Origin of the sequence: Streptomyces sp. NPDC047971, assembly GCF_040653355.1 — a bacterium.
GTDB lineage: Bacteria > Actinomycetota > Actinomycetes > Streptomycetales > Streptomycetaceae > Streptomyces.
This window is the reverse complement of sequence record NZ_JBEZNW010000028.1, coordinates 44,904-61,334: the sequence shown is the minus strand read 5'-3', so window position 1 is coordinate 61,334 and position 16,431 is coordinate 44,904. Positions and strand designations below refer to the sequence as shown.

Genomic DNA, 16,431 nt, shown 5'->3' with positions numbered 1-16,431 from the left:
TGCTGTGGTGACGGACCTTCCGTTCACCCTCGTACCTCCAAGGGGCACTTCCTCATGCGCACTCGCATACGTCACGGCCTCGCCGCGGCTCTCGCCGTCTCCGCGCTCTCCCTCACCGCCGCCTGCGGTGGCGGCGAGGCCGAGGGCGGCGCGAAGAAGGGCGCCGACAAGCCGGCCGCCACCACGTCCGCGGCGCCCACCTCCGAGGCGCCCGCCACGCCCCTGACGGCCGCTCAGATGAAGGCCGGCGTCCTTGAGGTGAAGGACCTGCCGTCGGGCTGGAAGACCACCACGCACGAGGACTCGTCGACCGTCTACAAGATCGACAAGCCCGAGTGCGACACGCTCGCCCCCATGCTGGGCGGCGACATCGCCGGCTCCACGAAGGGCGCGACCGCCGACTTCGCCGTGGGCAACAACGACTCCGAGATCACCCAGGAGGTCGTGACCTTCGACGGCGCCGGCGCCGCCGACTACCTCAAGAAGCTCAGCGGCGCCGTGGACGCCTGCCCCAGCTTCACCTCCGAGGCCGACGGCACCAAGATGAAGACCTCGCTGAAGAAGATCACCGCCCCGCAGGGGGCCGACGAGGCGCTCGCCTTCCAGCTGTCGGTGGAGGTCGCCCCCGGCATGGAGGTCAAGCCGAACCTCATCGTCGTCCGCCAGGGCACCGGTGTGATGCGGTTCCTGCTCCTCACCGACCCGGCGACCGCGGAGAAGGACTTCGACGGACTCGCCAAGCTCGCCACCGACAAGTTCGTCAAGGGCGCGCAGAGCTGAGTCGGTGCCCCGACCTATGCTCGGGGCATGACACTCAACCCCGACCACGGCGATCTCGGCGCCGAGGACCTCAAGATCATCACGCTGGCGCGCAGCGCCCGCGCCCGCAACGGTGTGCCCGAGGGCGCGGCGGTACGGGACGAGACCGGCCGCACGTACGTGGCAGGGACCGTGGCCCTGGAGTCGCTCAAGCTGAGCGCCCTGCAGACCGCGGTCGCGATGGCCGTGGCCAGCGGGGCCCAGTCCCTGGAGGCCGCGGCCGTCGTCTCGACCGCCGACGCCGCCTCCGCCGAGGACCGCGCGGCCGTACGGGACCTCGGCGGCCCCGGGACCCCGGTGCTGCTCGCCGGCCCCGACGGGCAGCTGCGCGCGGCGGTCACGGCCGGCTGAGGTCCGGCGGGAGACTCCGAGGGGGTCCGGCGGTGCGCCGGGCCCCCTTCGCGTGTTCGTGACGAGTCGCCGGACCCTCGTCTTCGCGGGTCCGTTGCGCGTCAAGGGCAGCGGTCCGTCCGACGGGCTGGCGGATCCACGCCTCCACGCGGCGTCCGCACCCCCGCGCGCGAGGGGGTCACCTCGCGGTCGCCGGGGCCGTCCGTCTTCCGGCGGCCTCTGTCGCACCTTTCACCGGCGTCGCCTCCGGCGGCGCCGGTGCCTGTGTTGCGGACGCGTCTGACCAGGCAAAACGTCGATCTTGACAGCATCTGATGGGCCATCAGTCGGTGCATTTCGATTCCATTGACTTCTCCTCACGCGCGGCCGTCAATGGCGCCCTCTCATCCCTCAGGAGGGGGCACACACATGGCACTGAGAAACCCGACCCGAAGACGGCGCTGGACCGCCGCCCTCGGCGTCGCCGCGCTCGCGGTCGCCGGCGGCGCGCTCGCCGCTCCGGCCGGCGCGCTGGCCGCCGCGTCCCAGGCGGTGGACTTCCCGACGCACTGCGTACCGCCGCCGATCGCCGGCATCCCGCCCATCGACGGCACCACGACCGCCGAGATCACCGTGGACAAGCCCACCCCCAAGGTCGGCGACACGGTCACGGTCACCTACAAGGTCACCAAGCCCGCCGCGTCCAACCCGGTCGACCTGGCTCTGCCGGCCGACATCATGACGCCCACCGGCAAGGTCGTCCTCGGTGGCGCCCAGTCCGGCGCGATCACCGTCACCGGACCCAAGAAGAACGACCCGGTCCCCGGCAAGGGCGCGTTCCCGCCGTTCTCGATGACCGGCACGTTCACGGTCACCGCGCCCGGCGCGATCACCCTCTCGCCCGGCGACTACAACATCCACACCAGCTACATCATGGAGCTGGACACCCCCTGTACGGTCACCAACCCGCCCGCCCCCGTCTCCGAGACGATCACGGCGAGCGCGCAGCCGGGTGCCAACGAGCGCAACATCTCGCTCGGCACGCCCTCCGGCGCACCCGGCGTCCGGGTCACCGTGACCGGTGCCAAGTTCACCCCGCTCGCCGAGGTCACCGTCGTCGGCCGCTCGGGCGCGGCGGAGACCGCGGACCGGATGACCGTCACGACCGACAGCCAGGGCGGCTTCACCGCCCGTCTGATGGTCAATGACAAGGCGACCACCGGGATCGTGGCGTACGAGGGGACGGCGTGGGACCCGGAGAAGGGCGCCGGACCTGCCGCGTACACCGTCATCGACGACACACCCCCGCCGCCGAACAGCCAGAAGCTCACCGCGGCCGTCACGGCGGGCGAACTGTCGATGACCCAGGCCGGTGACACGGTCCAGCTGTCGTCCGTCGACTTCGGACAGGGCGGCGCGGCGACCGGCGATCTGAAGACGGTGACGGTCAAGGACTTCCGCGGCGGCCCCGCGGGCTGGTCCCTGACCGGCAAGGTCACCGACTTCACCGGACCCGGCGGCTCCATCGGCGCCGGGAAGCTCAGCTGGACCCCCGCCTGCACCACCAAGGCGGGCAGCCCCAGCACCTGCGTCCCCGGATCGGCGGGCCCGGTCGGCAGTGGCGGGGCGACCCTCGCCTCGACCCCGAACGGCACGGTCACCGGCGGTGAGTTCACCGTCGACGCCAAGGTCTCCCTCGACGTCCCGGCGTTCACCGCGCCCGGTTCGTACGCGGGCGTCCTGACGCTCACGCTCAGCTGATCCGCAGCCAGACAGCGGGCCGGGCGCGCACCCGGTCGGCCCGCTCCGACCCCGGGGGGTTCCGCACCGTGCGCACCAGGCTCTACGTCCTCCTCGTCGCCGCGGCGCTCGTGCTGCTCGGCGCGCCGCCCGCCGCCCAGGCCGCCGAGAACGGCGAGTGGGCGGTCTACCCGGCCGCCTCCCGAATCGGCAGCCGGCCGTACTTCTATCTCGCCGCCGATCCCGGCACCACCCTGACCGACCGGGTCACCGTCACCAACAAGACGGGCGCGCCGCTCACCTTCCGCATCTACGGGGCCGACGCCTACAACACCGAGCGCGACGGCGGCTTCGCCGTCCGCACGAGCCGGGAGAAGCAGACCGGTGCCGGCGCCTGGATCACCCCCGAACGGACCCGCGTGACCGTCCCGCCCCGCTCCTCCGTCACCGTGCCCTACACCCTCGCCGTCCCCGAGGACGCCGAGCCCGGGGACCACCCCGGCGCCGTCGTCGCCCTCGACGAGCGGGTGGAGGCGTCCGGCGAGGGTTCCGTCGCGGTCGGCGTGCAGCGCGCCGTCGGCGCCAGGGTCTACCTCCGGGTCAACGGCCCCACCGTCCCGGCCCTCGCCGTCGAGGACGTCGCCCTCGACCAGTCCCGGCCGCTCGTCCCCGGCGCGGGCGAGAGCACGGCCGTCATCTCGTACACCCTGCACAACCGCGGAAACGTGACCCTCGACCCCAGGGTCGCCCTGCGCGCCGAGGGGGTCTTCGGCCGCACCCTGCTCGCCCGGGATCTGGCGAAGCTCCCCTCCGAGCTGCTGCCCCGGCAGAAGATCCGGCTGACCGAGCGCTGGACGGGATCGCCGCAGTTCGACTGGGGTGAGGTGACGCTCACGGCCACCGCGAAGGACGTCCGGGAGTCCGGGCGGGCCTCCTTCCTCGCCGTGCCCTGGCTCGCCGCAGTCGTGGTGATCGCTGGGGGAGCGGTGGCGCTGATCGGACTGCGCGTCCGGCGCCGCAGGCTTCCCGGCGGGCACTGAGTACGTGACGACGTCCCGCATCGGGGAGAATGGCCCCCATGAGCGCTCGTAACCAAGAATCCGAAGCCGTCCACCGGGCCGGCTTCGCCTGCTTCGTCGGCCGCCCCAACGCGGGCAAGTCCACCCTCACGAACGCTCTGGTCGGCCAGAAGGTGGCGATCACCTCCAACCGGCCGCAGACCACCCGGCACACGGTCCGCGGCATCGTGCACCGCCCGGACGCCCAGCTGATCCTGGTGGACACCCCCGGTCTCCACAAGCCGCGCACCCTCCTGGGCGAGCGCCTCAACGACGTCGTGCGGACGACGTGGGCCGAGGTCGACGTGATCGGCTTCTGCCTGCCCGCCGACCAGAAGCTCGGCCCCGGTGACCGCTTCATCGCCAAGGAGCTCGCGGGGATCAAGAAGACGCCGAAGGTCGCGATCATCACCAAGACCGACCTCGTCGACTCCAAGACGCTCGCCGAGCAGCTCATCGCCGTCGACCAGCTCGGCAAGGAACTGGGCTTCGAGTGGCGGGAGATCGTCCCGGTGTCGGCGGTCGGCGACAAGCAGGTCCAGCTGGTCGCCGACCTGCTGATCCCGCTTCTGCCGGAGTCCCCGCCGCTCTACCCGGAGGGCGACCTCACGGACGAGCCGGAGCAGGTGATGGTCGCGGAGCTGATCCGCGAGGCCGCGCTCGAAGGCGTGCGGGACGAGCTGCCGCACTCGATCGCGGTCGTCGTCGAGGAGATGATCCCGCGTGAGGACCGCCCGGCGGACAAGCCGCTGCTCGACATCCACGCGAACGTCTACATCGAGCGCCCCAGCCAGAAGGGGATCATCATCGGCCCGAAGGGCAGCCGCCTGAAGGAGGTCGGGATGAAGTCTCGCAAGCACATCGAGGCGCTGCTGGGGACCCCGGTCTTCCTCGACCTGCACGTGAAGGTCGCCAAGGACTGGCAGCGCGACCCGAAGCAGCTGCGGAAGCTGGGTTTCTAGGGCCTGTCGCGCCGCGGATGACGCCGTTCCTCCGGGAACGGCGTTCTGCTTTTCCCGGGCCCCCGCGTGTTGTTGTTTGTTGTTCTCTCTTGTGTGACTGCGTGATCGATGCGCAGACTTTCCCCCACATTCACCCGTCGTTCGGAGTGGGCGTCCAGGCTTCGTGCCGTCCGTGTCACGGCGGTGCGCGGGCGCGTTCGTTCGTTGATTCGTGGAGGTCGTGCATGGTCAGGCGTCGTGAGCTGCTCGGGATGGTCGGTGCGACGGTCGGGGCGGGGGTGCTGGGCGCGGGGACCGCGCGGGCCGCGTCCCCGGGCGGCGGGGACCTCCACCGGTCCTCGCACCGCACGCTCAAGGTCCTGCAGTTCAACATCTGGCTCGGTGGCAGCAGGGTCGAGGGTGGCCGTGCGGGCATAGCCGACACCATCGCCGCGGTCGAGCCGGACGTGGTCATGCTCAGCGAGTCGAATCCGGAGCGCGTGGCCAACCTGCTCTCCGACCTCGCCGACCGCGGCCTGACCTTCCACGACAACCGCAACCCCACCGACCCCGCGGTGATCTCGCGCTACCCGATCGTCGAGCACACGTCCTTCCGCTCCTGGTCGAAGGCGGTGATCGACGTCGACGGAACCCTGGTCGCCGCCTACTCCGGGCACCTGGAGTACCGCTACTACGTCAACTACCTCCCGCGCGGCTACGGCGGTGGCACCCCGGCGCCCCTGGAGACCTCGGAGTACGGCTGGGACGAGATCCCGACCGGCCCGATCACCGACGTCGACCTGATCATGCGGCTCAACGAGGCGTCCGGCCGCACCGCCGTGACGCGGACGATGCTGGAGGACGCCGAGCAGGAGCGGCGCCGCGGGCGCCTCGTCATGCTGGCCGGGGACTTCAACGAGCCCTCGCACCGTGACTGGACCCGCCGCACGCGCAACCTGTTCGATCACCACGGCACGGTCGTCGAGTGGTCGACGACCAAGGCCATCGAGGACGCCGGCTTCCGGGACAGCTACCGCGAGATCCACCCCGACCCCGTGCGCACGCCGGGCTTCACCTGGCCCAGCGACAACCCGGGTGCCGAGACCGGCGAGCTGACGTGGGCGCCGAAGGCGGACGAACGGGACCGCATCGACTTCGTCTTCTACCACCCGGACCGGCGTCTGCGCCTGCTCGACAGCGTGATCGTCGGACCGTCGACCACCATCGTGCGCAACGAGCGGATCGAGGAGAGCGGGAAGGACCCGTTCTGGGAGCCGACCTGGACCTGGCCGACCGACCACAAGGCGGTGCTCAGCACCTTCCGGGTGGCCACCGGCCGCCGGGGCTGATCCATCGGGCACCGGCCCGCGGGCGCGAGACGCGAGGGGTCTCCCGCCCGCGGGGCCGAGGGCCCGCCGGACCGGGCGGACCCTACGCCCCCTCCTTCAGCACCCGGGTGATCAGCGCCCGTTGCGACTCCGTCAGACGCGGGTCGCCGCAGCGGATCGTCGCGCCGTCGACCGTGATCTCGTACGAGAAACCGTCCGGCACCCCCCGGACGTCGCCGTCGCCCTCCCGGACGACGGTGGCGGCCAGGGTGTGCCACCCCTCGGCGTCCGGCCGGCCGGAGGTGTCCACCTCGGCCGACCGCTCGATGCCCGCGAAGCCGCCCGTGCGCCGCACTCGAATACGCATGCCGCAGGTCTATCAGTCCGTCGGTACGCCGACGGCCGTCCACGCCTTCAGCACGGCCTGGATCTCCTCCCCGTCCCCGTACCGCGCCTTGGCCGCCGCCACCGTGGCGGCCGCGAACTCGGTGAACCGGGTCTCGGGGGTGAGCGTCCCGCCCGTCATCACGTCGTACCAGATCTGCCCGGCCCGCTCCCACGCCCTGCCGCCCAGCTCGGTCGCCGCGAGGTAGAACGCGTGGTTCGGGATGCCCGAGTTGATGTGCACCCCGCCGTTGTCCCGGCTCGTGCGGACGTAGTCGTCCATGTGGCCCGGCTGCGGGTCCTTGCCGAGGACGTCGTCGTCGTACGCCGTGCCCGGGGCCTTCATCGAGCGCAGCGCCGTCCCCTCCACGTTCGGGTGGAAGAGGCCCTCGCCGATCAGCCAGTCGGCCTCCTGCGCGCTCTGACCCAGCGTGTACTGCTTCACCAGGGAGCCGAAGACGTCCGATACGGACTCGTTGAGCGCGCCCGACTGGCTGAAGTACTCCAGGTTCGCGGTGTACTGCGTGAAGCCGTGAGCCAGTTCGTGGCCGATCACGTCCACCGGAAGGGTGAAGTCGAGGAAGATCTCGTCGTCGCCGTCGCCGAACACCATCTGCTCGCCGTTCCAGAACGCGTTGCCGTAGTTCCGGTCGTAGTGGACCGTCGCGAGGAGCGGCAGCCCGGCGCCGTCGATCGAGTCCCGCTCGAACGCCTTGAGGAAGAGGTCGAAGGTGGCGCCGAGACCGGCGTACGCGCGGTTCACCGTGGCGTCCCCGGTGGCCTCCTGACCCTCGCCGCGGACCTCGACCCCGGGCAGCTCCGTGCCGCCCCGGGCGTCGTACACCGTGCGCCGGGGGCGGGCCGGCTCCGCGGGTGCCACGGACGTCGCCGTGCCCGGCAGCGAGTGGGCGCGGCTGGTCCGGTTCATCGCGTCGGCGACCAGCGTGCGCCGGGCGACCGCCGCCACGGCGGGGTCGGCGGAGGCCGCGAGGTGCTCCAGCAGGTGGGGCGGCACGATCGTGCAGAAGACCGGATGGGTGGGTACGTACGCGTGGGAGGTCATGCCTGCAATGTGGCACTGGGTCACGCGACTGTCACTAGGGGCGACCATGATCCGCGAAATGGAGTGATTCGTCACCCTTTCGTATTGACGGCCCGGTCGTCCCGCATACTGAAACGGAGGTCCGCCGTCGGCGGACCTGAGCTAGGCTGCGGCACATCATGCGTTTCGGGCTGCTTCTCCTTAGCTGCCGCGGCGAGGGCCTGTAGTCGTAGGCCGACCCCCTCCCCGCGGGACCTGGTGTTGCGTCGACGTCGGCCTCCCCCGAGCTCTCGGATTCGTTCGAGCAGGGGGGACCCCCACTCCCGGACCCGAGGAGCCCCACGCGATGTCCCAGCCTGTCGGCCGCCCCACGCCCATCACCAACGCCACCCAGATGCAGAAGCCGTCCGGGATGCCGATCCACAAGTACGGCCGGTACGAGGCCGTCGAGATCCCCGACCGCACCTGGCCCGAGCGACGCATCACCAAGGCCCCCCGCTGGCTGTCGACCGACCTGCGCGACGGCAACCAGGCCCTGATCGACCCGATGAGCCCCGCCCGCAAGCGCGAGATGTTCGACCTGCTGGTGCGCATGGGCTACAAGGAGATCGAGGTCGGCTTCCCGTCCTCCGGCGAGACCGACTTCAACTTCGTGCGCTCCATCATCGAAGAGGGCGCGATCCCGGACGACGTCACCATCTCCGTGCTGACCCAGGCCCGCGAGGACCTGATCGAGCGGACCGTGGAGTCCCTGGTCGGCGCCAAGCGCGCCACCGTGCACCTGTACAACGCCACCGCGCCCACCTTCCGCCGGGTCGTCTTCCGCGGCTCGAAGGAGGACATCAAGCAGATCGCCGTCGACGGCACGCGGCTGGTCATGGAGTACGCCGACAAGCTGCTGGGCGACGACACGGTCTTCGGCTACCAGTACAGCCCGGAGATCTTCACCGACACCGAGCTGGACTTCGCCCTGGAGGTCTGCGAGGCGGTCTGCGACGTCTGGCAGCCCGAGGAGGGCCGCGAGATCATCCTGAACCTGCCCGCCACCGTGGAGCGTTCGACGCCGTCCACGCACGCGGACCGGTTCGAGTGGATGTCCCGCCACCTGACCCGCCGCGAGTACGTCTGCCTGTCCGTCCACCCGCACAACGACCGCGGTACGGCCGTGGCGGCGGCCGAGCTGGCCATCATGGCCGGTGCCGACCGCATCGAGGGCTGTCTGTTCGGGCAGGGCGAGCGGACCGGCAACGTCGACCTGGTGACGCTGGGCATGAACCTGTTCTCGCAGGGCGTCGACCCGCAGATCGACTTCTCCCAGATCGACGAGATCCGTCGCACCTCGGAGTACTGCAACCAGATGGAGGTCCACCCGCGCCACCCCTACGCGGGCGACCTGGTCTACACCGCCTTCTCCGGCTCCCACCAGGACGCCATCAAGAAGGGCTTCGACGCCATGGAGGCCGACGCGGCCGCCGCCGGCAAGACCGTGGACGAGATCGAGTGGGCGGTGCCGTACCTGCCCATCGACCCGAAGGACGTCGGCCGTTCCTACGAGGCCGTGATCCGGGTCAACTCGCAGTCCGGCAAGGGCGGTATCGCGTACGTCCTGAAGAACGACCACAAGCTGGACCTGCCCCGCCGGATGCAGATCGAGTTCTCGAAGATCATCCAGCAGATGACGGACAGCGAGGGCGGCGAGGTCACCCCGGCCGCGATCTGGTCCGTCTTCCAGGACGAGTACCTGCCGAACCCGGACAACGCCTGGGGCCGCATCCAGCTGCGTTCCGGCCAGACCACCTCCGACACGGACGGCACGGACACGCTGACCGTCGAGGCGGTCGTGGACGGCGTCGACACCGTCCTGAGCGGCTCCGGAAACGGTCCGATCTCGGCCTTCTTCGCCGCCCTGCAGGCGATCGGCGTGGACGCCCGCCTGCTGGACTACCAGGAGCACACCATGAGCGAGGGCGCCTCCGCGCAGGCCGCCTCGTACATCGAGTGCGCGATCGACGGCAAGGTCCTGTGGGGCATCGGCATCGACGCCAACACCACCCGCGCCTCCCTGAAGGCCGTCATCTCGGCCGTGAACCGCTCCGCGCGCTGACCCGCCGCGCTCGTCCCGTCACCCTTTCAGGTCGACTTGAGGAGTGGCGCCGCGAGGGGGCTCGCCCGATCGGGCGAGCCCCCTTCCGCGTCTCCTGGCGGGTGTCGTGTCTCGGCCATGTCCGTGGCGTTCTGTGGACGAGGTGCTGACGCCGCATCACGGATGTGGTTAACATCACGCCCACGTCGGCAATGTTGCCGGTTCGTTAAGGGAGGTGCGGGATGCGGTCTGCCCGGGAGTCACGTAGTCGTAAAGTGGGCATCTGCGGCATTCGCACTTCTTGGAACACCGTAGGAGACGGCGAGTTCTTCTGCGAGGAGTGCGGCGGCGACCGCAACTACCGGCGGCGGACCGGACGTCGGCGCTTCGCCGTCCTCGGTGTCCCCGTCCTGCCCCGCGGCCACGCCGGGCCGGTCGTCGAATGCGCCGCCTGCCACACCCACTTCGGAACCGAGGTCCTCGACCACCCGACGACCAGCCGCTTCTCCGCGATGCTGCGGGACGCCGTCCACACCGTGGCCCTCGCCGTCCTCGCGGCCGGCGGAACCTCCTCCCGTACGGCCGTGGACACCGCCGTCGGGGCGGTCCGGGCCGCAGGATTCGACGAGTGCACCGCCGTCCAGCTCACCGACCTCGTCGAGGCGCTGGCGGCCGACACCGGCCGCTTCCTGCCCGACGAGGGCAGCGGGGGCGCCGCCCTGGCCATCGAGCTCCACGAGGCCCTGGAGCCGCTCGCCCCGCACCTCGCCACCTCCGGCCGCGAGTCGATCCTGCTCCAGGGAGCCAGGATCGCCCTCGCGGACGGCGCGTACAGCACGGCGGAGCGGGACGTGCTCAACACCGTCGGCAACGCGCTGGCGCTCTGCGCCGACGACACCGCCCGGCTGCTCGCCACCGCGAGGACGCTGCTCTAGGGACGGGCGCGCGCGCTCACGGCGCGATGTTGTGGTTCAGGCGGAACAGGTTGCCGGGGTCGTAGCGGCGCTTCACCGCCCGCAGACGGTCGTAGTTCTGCCGGTAGTTCGCGCGCACCCGGTCCTGGTCGTCGGTGTCCATGAAGTTGATGTAGCCGGCCTCCTCCGTGTGCGGGCGCAGCTCCCGGTCGTACTCCCTGGTCCAGGCGATGTTCGCCTCGTTGTCGGCGGGGTCCGTGTGCGTCGTGCCGAACGCGGCCGAGAAGGAGGCGTCGCGGTAGGCGAACGCGGTGTCCTCCGGACCGACGCGGTGGCAGGCGCCGTCGATCGGGAAGAGGGCCGTGTCGCTCTCCATCGAGGGAAGCGTCTCCCCGTAGCGCATGTGCACATCGATGGCACCGTCGCCGAGGTCGCGGCTGAAGTTCCCCTTCCAGTAGTGGTAGAGCCCCGGCGGCAGCTCCTCGTCGAAGAGCGTGTTGACCATCGGATACGGCATCCGCTGCACGAACCTGCCGACGACGGGGCCCAGCTCGTCGAGGAGGGCGAGCACCTTCTCGTCCTCGCTCGCGGGGCCGCTGAAGCAGGTCACCAGACCACAGATCGGACGGCCGTGCCAGCGCTCCGGCAGGAACGGCATGTCCGGGCCCAGCATCATGACGAAGATCGTGTTGAGCTCCTCGGGGGCGTCGGTGATCATGTCCCGCCAGCGCCGGGCCACCTCCGCGTCGAGCGGGAAGCAGGCGACACCGCCCAGGACGTCGGAGACCGGGTGCAGGCGGTAGACGAGCGAGGTGACCACGCCGAAGTTGCCTCCGCCGCCGCGCAGCGCCCAGAACAGGTCCGGATGGTGCTCGGCGTCGCAGGTGACGAGGGTTCCCTCGGCGGTGACGACATCGGCCTGGACGAGGTTGTCGCAGCTCAGGCCGTAGCGTCGGGACAGATTGCCCATCCCGCCGCCCAGGGTGAGTCCGGCGATGCCGGTGGTGGAGACGACCCCGCCGGTCGTGGCCAGGCCGAAGGCGTGCGTGGCGTGGTTGAAGTCGCCCCAGGTGCAGCCGCCCTCCGCGCGGGCGGTACGGGTCGCGGGATCGACGCGGACCGAGCGCAGCCGGGACAGGTCGACGACGAGACCGTCGTCGACGGTGCCGTACCCGGCGACGGAGTGACTGCCGCCGCGGACCGCGAGCGGCAGCCCGTTGTCGCGGGCGAAGAGGACACCGGCGATCACGTCACCGGCGTCCACGGCGCGGACCACGACGGCCGGGTGGCGGTCGTGGATGGCGTTGTAGACACGGCGGGCCTCGTCGTACGACGGGTCGCCGGGAACGACGACATCGCCGCGGACGGCGCCGCGCAGGGTGTCGAGCGAGAGTTCCGTGCTGAGTGTCGTGGTGTTCATGAACCCGTTCTAGGCCGCGGGTGGGGACCCGGGCATCGCCCGAACCACCCACATCGGGGCGGCGGCCCGGCATGGGCGGAACGGCCCATGCCGGGTGGCGACGGGCCGTGCGGGGGTGGGCGGTCGGCCGGTGCGGGGAGGCGGTGGCCCCTGCGGGGTGGGTGGCCGGCCGGTGCGGGGAGGCGGCGGGCCCATGCGGGAGGCGGCGGAGCGGCCTATGCCAGGCGGTGCGAGTAGGCGTAGGCCGTGGCGGCGGTGCGAGAGGTCACGCCCAGCTTGGCGAAGATGTTGTTCAGGTGCCGGGCGACCGTGTGCTCGCTGATCACCAGGGTCTGGGCGATGTCCCTGTTGGTGCCGCCCTCCGCGACCAGGCGCAGCACCTCCGCCTCCCGTCCGGTCAGACCGCCGGGCAGCGGACGGTGGCCCGACAGCAGCGCCGCCGCGCGCCGCGCGTCGGGCAGCGCGCCGAGCCGCTCGAACGCCGTCCGCGCCGCGGCCAGCTCCAGCCGCGCCGCCTCCTCGTCGCCCGCGGCCCGGTCGGCGGCCGCGAGCAGCATCCGTACCTGTGCCGCCTCGTACGGCACGCGCAGCGCCAGCCAGCCCGCCAGCGCGCGGCGCAGCGGCCGCAGCGCGGGCTCGTTCCGGGCCAGTGCGAGGGCGCCGGAGGCGGTGTCGGCCATGGCGCTCAGGAGGGGGGCCTCGGCGGCGAGCGCGGCCAGCTCCGCGACGGCCTCCGCGGCGGTGTCCGGGTCCCCGACGGCCAGCGCGACCTCCGCCTGCGCCGACAGCAGCCGGGCCTTGCCGAGGAGATCGTGGGTGGGGTCGCTCTGGCAGGCCAGGGCCAGCTTCAGGCCCGTCACGGCGGCGTCGGCCTTGCCCTGGGCGAGCCGCAGCAGGGCCAGACCCGGCTGCGGGATCCGGCCGAGCTCATGGGCGTGCCCGTACGAGACGGCGGCGGCGTCGAGCCGCCCCTGGCGGCGCCGGATCTCCCCGGCCGCGTAGTACGCCCCGGCGGCGACGTCCAGGCTGTCCACCGCCACCTCGGAACAGACCCGCTCGGCCTCGGCCTCGGCGAGCGTCCAGGCGCCGAGCAGATCGAGCACCCCGACGTGATGGATCCGGCACAGTCCGCGGAAGGGGTTGTCGGGGGCCGTCTGTGAGCCCGCGGCCGGCTCGGGGGCCGGGGGCGCGGAGGTCTCCGTGTCGGGGCCTTGTGGGCGCACGTGCCGCGACCAGGGGGCCTCGCACCAGACCATCGCCGCGTCCGTCCACTCCACCGCGCGGCCGAAGTCCGCCGCCTCCATGCACTGCGTCAGCGCCAGGCAGAAGAGCCAGCCGGTGAACATCCCGCTCAGCTCGCCCGCCGTGACCGAACACATCGCGTCGTCGAGGAGGGCCAGGCCCTCGTCCCGGCGGCCGTTCGCCAGCAGCACCGCCGCGTGGGCCTGCCGGCTCAGGGCGATGAGATCCAGGCTGCCCGAGTCGCGGGCGAGGTCCTCCATGCGGCGCGCCGCGGCGAGCGCCGCCTCCGGATCATGGTGCTCCTGGGCCTCCTCGGCGTCCGTCCAGGCGAGGAAGCACTGCTCGGGACAGTCCGGTACGTCCTCCAGATGGTGCCGGGACCGGTGCAGCCAGCCCGCGGCCGCCGCGGGTCGCCCCAGGCAGCGGTACTCGAAGTGCAGCCACCACGCCACCTGCCCCGCCCCGCGGTGGTCGCCCGCCGCCACGTACCCGGCGTGGGCCCGCAGCCGGGCCGCGACCGACTCGTCGACGTGCCCCGCCCACCAGGCGGCGTCCGCGAGGAGATCCAGGTCATCCGGGCCCAGCGCGACGGAGGGGTGCAGATCGGCCTCGCGCAGCAGGACGTACGCCTCGGCCCACGACTCCCGGGCCGCCGCGTCCCGAGCCCGCTCGGCGACGCGGGCCTCTTCGACGGGGACGGCCATCGCCGCTCACTTCCCTTCCGGCCCTGCCGGTCCTTCCAGGGTATGAGCGCGTGGCGCGAACGGCACGGGAGCGCGGAGGCGCCCGCCGCCCCCGTACTCCCGCGGGAGTAACCGGGACCCCGCACCGCCCCGGGCAGTACCCCTCAACTCGGCCTGCGGTGCGACGAATCCGCGTTCGGACGGCGGGAGTCTGGGATCCGACCGACAGACCCGGTCCGACCGGGGCCGTGACCGACCCGGCCCGGTCGGACCCGATGACCGCACCGACGGAGGGAGCCCCCGCCATGGAGGGCCGTAAGAGGACCATCGGCTGGGGGGTGCTGGCCCTGTGGGTGATCCTGATCGCCCTCGCCGCACCCCTCGCCGGAAAGCTCGGCGACGTACAGCGCGACCGCGCCGTCGACTACCTGCCCGCGAGCGCCGACTCGACCCAGGTCGCGAAGATCACCGAGCAGATGCCCGGCGGGGACTCGACCGACCTCGTGCTCGTCTACCACCGCGACGGAGGACTGACCGCCGCCGACAAGGCCACCGCCGCCCGGGAGGTGGCGCAGGTCGCCGCCGAGCATCCGCTCACCTCGCCCCCGCGGCCCGTCCCCTCCGAGGACGGCACCACCCTCTTGTACGCCGTGTCCAGCACCGAGCCCGGTACGGACGAAAAGGCCAGGGACGTCCTCGTCCGGGACATCCGCGAGACGGTGAGCGGCGAGGTCGGCGGGCCCGGCGCGCTGGCCACCGACGCGGGCGAGGTCTACAACTCGCTCGACGGCCCGCTGCTCTACACGACCGTCGCCGTCGTGGCCGTCCTGCTGATCATCATCTACCGCAGCCCCTTCCTCTGGCTCGTCCCCCTGGTCGTCGCCGGAGTCGCCGACTACCTCTCCATGGCCGTCACCTACCTCCTCCACCAGGGCTTCGACATCAGCGTCTCGGGCCAGAGCACCGGAGTGATGACGATCCTCGTCTTCGGCGCGGGCACCGACTACGCCCTCCTCCTCGTCTCCCGCTACCGCGAGGAACTGCGCCGCACCCCGCGTCCGTACGACGCCATGGTCACCGCCCTGCGCGGCTGCGGCCCCGCCGTCCTCGCCTCCTCCGGGACCGTCGCCCTCGGGATGCTCTGCCTGCTCGCCGCCGACATGAACAGCAGCCGGGGCATGGGCCCCACGGCCGCCGTCGGGGTGCTCTGCGCCCTCGTCGCGATGATGACGCTGCTGCCCGCGCTGCTCGTCGTCCTCGGCCGGCGGGTGTTCTGGCCGCTGATCCCGGCGTACGGCAGCAAGCCGAAGGCCGCACGCCGTTCCCTCTTCGCGGCGATGGGCTCCTCCGCGGGCCGCCGTCCGCTCGCCGTCCTCGTCGCGGGCGGCGCCGCCCTTGCCGCACTCGCGCTCGGTGCGCTGAACCTGCCCGGGGCCCTCAAGCAGGAGGACACCTTCACCTCCACGCCGGAGGCGGTCGCCGCGATGAAGACGCTCGCCGTCGCGTACCCGGAGATGGGAACCCAGCCCATCACCGTCGTCGCCCCGACCGCCTCGGTCCCCGAGGTCCTGCGCACCGCGCTGGCCACCGAGGGCGTCGCGACGGCCGAACGCGGTCGCAGCGGCGCCGGCTGGACCGAGATCTCCGTCATCGCCTCCGACCCGCCGCAGTCCACGGCCGAGACCACGACGATCAAGGAGCTGCGGACCGCGTTCGGCGAGGGCGTGTACGTCGGCGGGCCCAGCGCCGAGCAACTCGACATGACCGACACCAACGCCGGTGACCGGAACATCGTCGTCCCGCTCGTCATCGTGGTCGTCCTGCTCGTCCTGATCGTGCTGCTGCGCGGCCTCGTCGCACCGCTGATCCTGGTCGCCGCCGTGGTCGCCGTCTGGGGCACGGCCCTCGGCATCGGCGGACTGGTCTTCGGGCCCCTCTTCGGCTTCGAGGGGACCGACCCGGGTCTGGCACTGCTCTCCTTCGTGTTCCTCGTCGCCCTGGGCGTCGACTACGGCATCTTCCTGATGCACCGGATGCGCGAGGAGTGCCTGAACGGAGCGGAGCCGGGCGCCGCGGCCCTGACGGCGCTGCGCACGACGGGCGGCGTGATCGCCTCGGCGGGGCTCGTCCTCGCCGCCACCTTCGCGGTCCTCGTCAACATGCCGATGGTGCAACTGGCGGAGCTGGGCTTCGTGATCGCGGTCGGCGTCCTGCTCGACACCTTCCTGGTCCGTACGTACCTCGTCACGAGCGCGAGCGTGCTGCTCGGCCGGAAGGTGTGGTGGCCGGGACCGCTGGCCAGGAAGCCGGCCTCGAACGGCGGTTCGTCGACCGGTTCGCCGAAGGGCGGTTCGCCGGAGGGCGGTTCGTCACCGGACGGCTCGGGGTCCGGGCAGATTCCCGTACGGGTGTGATCGGGGCGGGTGAGGGGCCTCCCGGACTGTCAG

At 71.9% G+C, this 16,431-nt stretch carries 13 protein-coding genes; 9 read left to right on the top strand and 4 right to left on the bottom strand.

Annotated elements, in window-relative coordinates; translation table 11 throughout:
- Positions 1-54 precede the first annotated feature (54 nt).
- The 6 genes from AB0D99_RS24610 (at position 55) to AB0D99_RS24585 (ending at position 6,237) form a co-directional block, all read left to right on the top strand.
- Positions 55-780 (top strand): hypothetical protein, encoded by a 726-nt coding sequence (locus AB0D99_RS24610; protein WP_362366095.1) that lies wholly within the window; start codon positions 55-57, stop codon positions 778-780.
- A 27-nt stretch (positions 781-807) separates the two neighbouring features.
- Positions 808-1,170, top strand: a complete 363-nt coding sequence (locus AB0D99_RS24605) for a cytidine deaminase (RefSeq protein WP_362366092.1) — start codon at positions 808-810, stop codon at positions 1,168-1,170.
- A gap of 408 nt (positions 1,171-1,578) precedes the next feature.
- Positions 1,579-2,910 carry a beta-xylosidase gene (locus AB0D99_RS24600; RefSeq protein ID WP_362366089.1) on the top strand — a complete coding sequence of 444 codons (1,332 nt, stop codon included), beginning with the start codon at positions 1,579-1,581 and terminating at the stop codon, positions 2,908-2,910.
- Positions 2,911-2,978: 68 nt separating this feature from the next.
- Complete coding sequence (locus AB0D99_RS24595) at positions 2,979-3,929, top strand: DUF916 domain-containing protein (RefSeq protein WP_362366086.1); 951 nt, start codon at positions 2,979-2,981, stop codon at positions 3,927-3,929.
- A gap of 38 nt (positions 3,930-3,967) precedes the next feature.
- Positions 3,968-4,909, top strand: coding sequence for a GTPase Era (era, locus tag AB0D99_RS24590; RefSeq protein ID WP_362366083.1), 942 nt, complete (start codon positions 3,968-3,970; stop codon positions 4,907-4,909).
- Between the two features lie 224 nt (positions 4,910-5,133).
- Positions 5,134-6,237 (top strand): endonuclease/exonuclease/phosphatase family protein, encoded by a 1,104-nt coding sequence (locus AB0D99_RS24585; RefSeq protein ID WP_362366080.1) that lies wholly within the window; start codon positions 5,134-5,136, stop codon positions 6,235-6,237.
- Between the two features lie 82 nt (positions 6,238-6,319).
- On the opposite strand, the gene AB0D99_RS24580 is transcribed toward AB0D99_RS24585, so the two are convergent.
- Positions 6,320-6,583: a protealysin inhibitor emfourin gene (locus AB0D99_RS24580; RefSeq protein ID WP_362366077.1), complete on the bottom strand. Its 264-nt coding sequence runs from the start codon at positions 6,581-6,583 to the stop codon at positions 6,320-6,322.
- Positions 6,584-6,595: 12 nt separating this feature from the next.
- Positions 6,596-7,663, bottom strand: coding sequence for a M4 family metallopeptidase (locus tag AB0D99_RS24575; protein WP_362366074.1), 1,068 nt, complete (start codon positions 7,661-7,663; stop codon positions 6,596-6,598).
- 325 nt (positions 7,664-7,988) lie between these two features.
- Between AB0D99_RS24575 and leuA the strand changes: the two genes are divergently transcribed.
- Both leuA and AB0D99_RS24565 read left to right on the top strand, forming a co-directional pair.
- On the top strand, positions 7,989-9,746 hold the full coding sequence (leuA, locus tag AB0D99_RS24570; RefSeq protein WP_362366071.1) for a 2-isopropylmalate synthase: 1,758 nt from the start codon (positions 7,989-7,991) through the stop codon (positions 9,744-9,746).
- 221 nt (positions 9,747-9,967) lie between these two features.
- Complete coding sequence (locus tag AB0D99_RS24565; RefSeq protein ID WP_362366068.1) at positions 9,968-10,660, top strand: TerB family tellurite resistance protein; 693 nt, start codon at positions 9,968-9,970, stop codon at positions 10,658-10,660.
- Positions 10,661-10,676: 16 nt separating this feature from the next.
- Here the strand turns inward: AB0D99_RS24565 and AB0D99_RS24560 are convergent, their stop codons facing one another.
- Both AB0D99_RS24560 and AB0D99_RS24555 read right to left on the bottom strand, forming a co-directional pair.
- A complete protein-coding gene (locus AB0D99_RS24560; protein ID WP_362366065.1) occupies positions 10,677-12,059 on the bottom strand; it encodes an FAD-binding oxidoreductase in 1,383 nt (460 codons plus the stop codon).
- Between the two features lie 215 nt (positions 12,060-12,274).
- The gene (locus AB0D99_RS24555; protein ID WP_362366062.1) at positions 12,275-14,005 is read right to left on the bottom strand and encodes a LuxR C-terminal-related transcriptional regulator; all 1,731 of its coding nucleotides are present in this window, start codon (positions 14,003-14,005) and stop codon (positions 12,275-12,277) included.
- 284 nt (positions 14,006-14,289) lie between these two features.
- Between AB0D99_RS24555 and AB0D99_RS24550 the strand changes: the two genes are divergently transcribed.
- Complete coding sequence (locus AB0D99_RS24550) at positions 14,290-16,398, top strand: MMPL family transporter (protein WP_362366059.1); 2,109 nt, start codon at positions 14,290-14,292, stop codon at positions 16,396-16,398.
- Positions 16,399-16,431 lie beyond the last annotated feature (33 nt).

Coding starts and splice junctions, on each gene's coding strand:
- AB0D99_RS24555 (WP_362366062.1), bottom strand. CDS start 14,005: ATGGCCGTCCCCGTCGAAGAGGCCCGCGTCGCCGAGCGGGCTCGGGAC.
- AB0D99_RS24605 (WP_362366092.1), top strand. CDS start 808: ATGACACTCAACCCCGACCACGGCGATCTCGGCGCCGAGGACCTCAAG.
- AB0D99_RS24580 (WP_362366077.1), bottom strand. CDS start 6,583: ATGCGTATTCGAGTGCGGCGCACGGGCGGCTTCGCGGGCATCGAGCGG.
- AB0D99_RS24575 (WP_362366074.1), bottom strand. CDS start 7,663: ATGACCTCCCACGCGTACGTACCCACCCATCCGGTCTTCTGCACGATC.
- AB0D99_RS24565 (WP_362366068.1), top strand. CDS start 9,968: ATGCGGTCTGCCCGGGAGTCACGTAGTCGTAAAGTGGGCATCTGCGGC.
- AB0D99_RS24610 (WP_362366095.1), top strand. CDS start 55: ATGCGCACTCGCATACGTCACGGCCTCGCCGCGGCTCTCGCCGTCTCC.
- leuA (WP_362366071.1), top strand. CDS start 7,989: ATGTCCCAGCCTGTCGGCCGCCCCACGCCCATCACCAACGCCACCCAG.
- AB0D99_RS24585 (WP_362366080.1), top strand. CDS start 5,134: ATGGTCAGGCGTCGTGAGCTGCTCGGGATGGTCGGTGCGACGGTCGGG.
- AB0D99_RS24550 (WP_362366059.1), top strand. CDS start 14,290: ATGGAGGGCCGTAAGAGGACCATCGGCTGGGGGGTGCTGGCCCTGTGG.
- AB0D99_RS24600 (WP_362366089.1), top strand. CDS start 1,579: ATGGCACTGAGAAACCCGACCCGAAGACGGCGCTGGACCGCCGCCCTC.
- AB0D99_RS24560 (WP_362366065.1), bottom strand. CDS start 12,059: ATGAACACCACGACACTCAGCACGGAACTCTCGCTCGACACCCTGCGC.
- era (WP_362366083.1), top strand. CDS start 3,968: ATGAGCGCTCGTAACCAAGAATCCGAAGCCGTCCACCGGGCCGGCTTC.